The following is a 3,895-nucleotide window of genomic DNA, read 5'->3' as shown; positions in this document are numbered from 1 at the left end:
GCTGATCAGGCAGCTAATCGAGCTAGGATTTTATATAAAGAAGATGTGATCGCTTTGGCTGAGTTGCAAAAGCGAGAGGCTGAGGCAAGTAGCGCCAAGGCTGAATATCGTGCAGCAAATGATCAATTGCGTGTTCAAGGTATGGATCAGCCTAGTATCGATCGCTTGGCAAAGTCTGGTGTGATTGAGTCCACAAATAACGTTATTGCCAGCATTCCCGGTGAAATTGTAGAGAGAAAAATCAATAAGGGTCAGGTGGTACAGCCTGCTGATGCTTTATTTACAGTGGCTGATTTAAATACCTTATGGGCAGTCTCTGAAATCCCAGAAAGTAACTCTTATTTAATTCACAAGGGTCAGAAGATTAGATTGATCATTCCAGCTTTGCGTAATGCAGAGATTGAGGGTGTTGTTGCTCACGTCGATTCCGTTGTCAACACCCAAACTCGTACAGTAGTAGTGCGAATGGAAGTGCCTAACAAAGATGGTTTGATTAAGCCTGGAATGTTAGCAACCATGATGATTGAAAGTCAGCCGACTGAAAAATTGCTAGTACCTACTAGTGCAATCATTCGTGAAGATAATAAAGATTATGTATTTGTTAAAGAGGATGATGAAATATTTAGGATGATAGCTGTGAAGCTTGGTCCTGAAGGCAGGGGATATCGTCCGGTGATCTCGGGTCTAAAAGAGGGGCAAAATATCGCAGTCAATGGCGCCTTCCATTTAAATTCTGAACGTAAAAAACAGTTGAGCGGTGGTTAAGCTGCATGATTGAGAAAATTGTCCGCCTCTCCCTGCAGCAGAGACTCTTAGTCGCAATTATTGCTTTGGTATTAATGGTGGCAGGCTTGCTGGCAACCAAGCGTCTGTCGGTTGATGCATTTCCAGATGTCACTAATGTACAAGTACAGATTGCCTCTGAAGCTCCAGGCCGCTCTCCCGAAGAGGTAGAGCGTTTCGTCACAGTTCCTATTGAATTGGCGATGACTGGCTTGCCGGGCCTTACCGAAATGCGCTCCCTGAATCGCAATGGAATCTCTGTCATTACCTTGGTATTTACGGATAAGACCGAACTCTATTTTGCAAGACAGTTGGTTACTGAGCGCTTGATTGAAGTGGCCTCCAGAATGCCTGTTGGTATTACGCCTGTGTTAGCACCACCTTCAACAGGTTTAGGTGAAATCTATCAATACACCTTAGATCATCCTTCTGATGGTGACCGAGAGCTCACAGTAGATGAGCTAGAAGAACGCCGGACTATTCAAGATTGGATAGTGCGCCCCATGCTACGTTCAATACCTGGGGTGGCTGAAATTAATACTCAAGGCGGATATGCGCGTGAGTATCAGGTATTGGTTAATCCAGAGCGCTTGCGTCACTACCAAGTGAGCTTGCGCGAAGTATATGAAGCACTCGCCAGAAATAATGCCAATTCAGGCGGTGGGCAGCTACCGACCTATGCAGAGCGCTACCTCATTCGTGGCGTTGGATTAATTACCAAACCAGAAGATATTGGCAAAATTATTCTGAAGGAAGTCAAAGGCATTCCGGTCTACGTGAAGAACGTAGCTGAGGTCACCATCGGTAGTGAGATTCGTCAAGGCGCAGCGATTAAAAATGGTTACACCGAGAGTGTAGCGGGCATTATTCAGATGATTCGCGGTGGCAATGCTCGAGAAGTAGTGAATCGGATTAAGTTAAAAGTAGCAGAAATTAACGAGGGTAAGTTACTCCCCGATGGCCTACAGATCGTGCCATTTTATGATCGTACAGACTTGGTAAATGCGGCCATGTTTAATGTGGCGAAAGTATTGGTCGAGGGAGTTGTCCTGGTCATTATTTTGCTCTTCTTGTTTCTGGGTGATGTGCGATCTTCCTTGATTGTGGTGGCTACATTGATTTTGACACCGCTACTGACATTCTTGGTTATGAATCGTTATGGCATCTCTGCTAATCTGATGTCATTAGGTGGTCTCGCAATTGCGATTGGCATCATGGTGGATGGTTCGGTAGTGGTTGTAGAAAATACTTTTGCAAAGTTAGGTGAGCGACTAAAGGCTGGAGAATCTAAAAATCGTATTATTTTGGAGGCTGCCTCTGAAGTAGGCACCCCAGTCTTGTTTGGTGTTGGCATCATTATTTTGGTTTTCATGCCGCTACTCTCTTTGGAGGGGATGGAGGGCAAGATGTTTGCCCCAATGGCCATCACTATTGCAATTGCTTTGACAATCTCACTGATCCTATCTTTTACCTTGTCGCCAGCATTGTGCTCATATATTTTGAAGGGCGGTAGTGAGGATGACACGAAGCTGGTTGCTCGTCTCCGTGCGCCTTATGATCGCTGGCTACATTGGAGTCTTTCCAATCCGAAGTTGGTCGTGAAAAGATCTCTGATCGCTTTGGCCGCGAGTTTAGTTGGGTTTGTGCTTTTAGGTAAAGCATTTATTCCTGTGATGCAGGAAGGCTCTATTACCCCTGTGATTGTTCGTGCCCCGAATATTTCTTTAGATGAGTCGATCAAATTGGAATTTGAGGCAATCAAAAGAATTATGACAATTCCTGACGTCAAGATGGCGGTATCGCGTTTAGGTAGAGGTGAGTCACCTGCAGATCCAGGTCAACCTAATGAATCCGATCCCATCGTCACCTTAAAACCTTTGGGTGATCGCAGCCTAAATCAAGAAGAAATTGCCCAGCAAATTCGCGATAAGTTAAAAACACTACCTGGTATTGAATTAGCGATTTCACAGCCGATTGCTGCTCGTGTTGATGAAATGGTTTCAGGTGTGAGATCGCAAGTAGCGATTAAGATTTTTGGAGATGATTTATTGACCTTGCAAAAGCTAGGAGCGCAAATCAGCCAAATCCTCACTAAGATGAAGGGCAGCAATGACTTGCGAATAGAGCAAGTCTCTGGACAAAATTACCTCAATATCAAAATTGATCGAGATGCCATTGCTCGCTACGGGATCAATGTGTCGGACGTAAATGAAGTGATTGAAACAGCAATTGGTGGTAAGCAGGCTAGCATCGTCTATGAAGGTGAGAGACGTTTCCCACTCATGTTGCGCTATCCCGCTCCCTATCGAGATAAAGTTGATGCTATCGAGAATATTATTTTGCATTCACCTGATGGCGCTCAAGTTCTCATGCGTGACTTAGCGGAGATTTCTTTAGTAGATGGTCCTGCACAAATCTCGCGCGAGGCAGGCAAACGTCGTTTGGTCGTTGGCGTGAACGTCGATGGTCGAGATCTGGGTGGATTTGTGAAGGAAGCTCAAAGCTTAATTGCTAAGCAGGTTGAGTTGCCAGAAGGTTATACCCTGGAGTGGGGTGGCCAGTTTGAAAATATGGAACGCGCTATGGCTCGTTTGATGATCATTATTCCGCTGACTATTTTGGCGATCTTTTTCTTACTCTTCATGCTATTTAAATCCATACGATTAGCAGCTTTGATTATTTTGGTCTTGCCTTTTGCGTCAATCGGCGGTGTAGTCGGTCTATTTATAGCTGGTGAGTATTTATCCGTGCCTGCGGCAGTAGGATTTATTAATTTATGGGGTATCGCCGTTCTAAATGGCGTGGTGTTGATCTCATTTATTAAGCAATTGCGTGAAGATGGCTACTCGATGGAGGATGCCTTGCTGCATGGATGTGGCCATCGCTTTAGGCCAGTCATGATGACTGCTTCAGTCGCGATGCTGGCTTTGGTACCAATGCTGTTTTCAGGCGGCCCCGGCTCTGAGGTTACAAGACCGCTAGCTGCAGTAGTCATCGCTGGTCTGATTACATCAACTGCATTAACATTATTAGTACTCCCCGTCTTATATAGATGGTTTGAAGATAAAGAGGTGGAAGCATGATGGAAGTGAAGGCGGTTATTCGCCCCAAT

Annotated in this window: 2 protein-coding genes; both read left to right on the top strand. The window is 45.1% G+C overall.

Going from position 1 to position 3,895, the window contains the following annotated elements; genetic code table 11:
• The coding region (locus B7Y67_RS12520) for an efflux RND transporter periplasmic adaptor subunit (RefSeq protein WP_293598933.1) at positions 1-765 on the top strand (765 nt) is incomplete at its 5' end.
• A gap of 5 nt (positions 766-770) precedes the next feature.
• Positions 771-3,866: a CusA/CzcA family heavy metal efflux RND transporter gene (locus tag B7Y67_RS12515; RefSeq protein ID WP_293598932.1), complete on the top strand. Its 3,096-nt coding sequence runs from the start codon at positions 771-773 to the stop codon at positions 3,864-3,866.
• The last annotated feature ends 29 nt before the right edge of the window (positions 3,867-3,895 follow it).

The organism is Polynucleobacter sp. 35-46-11, assembly GCF_002281105.1.
The sequence above is the reverse complement of the archived record's forward strand: the minus strand, read 5'-3'. Positions and strand labels throughout refer to the sequence as shown.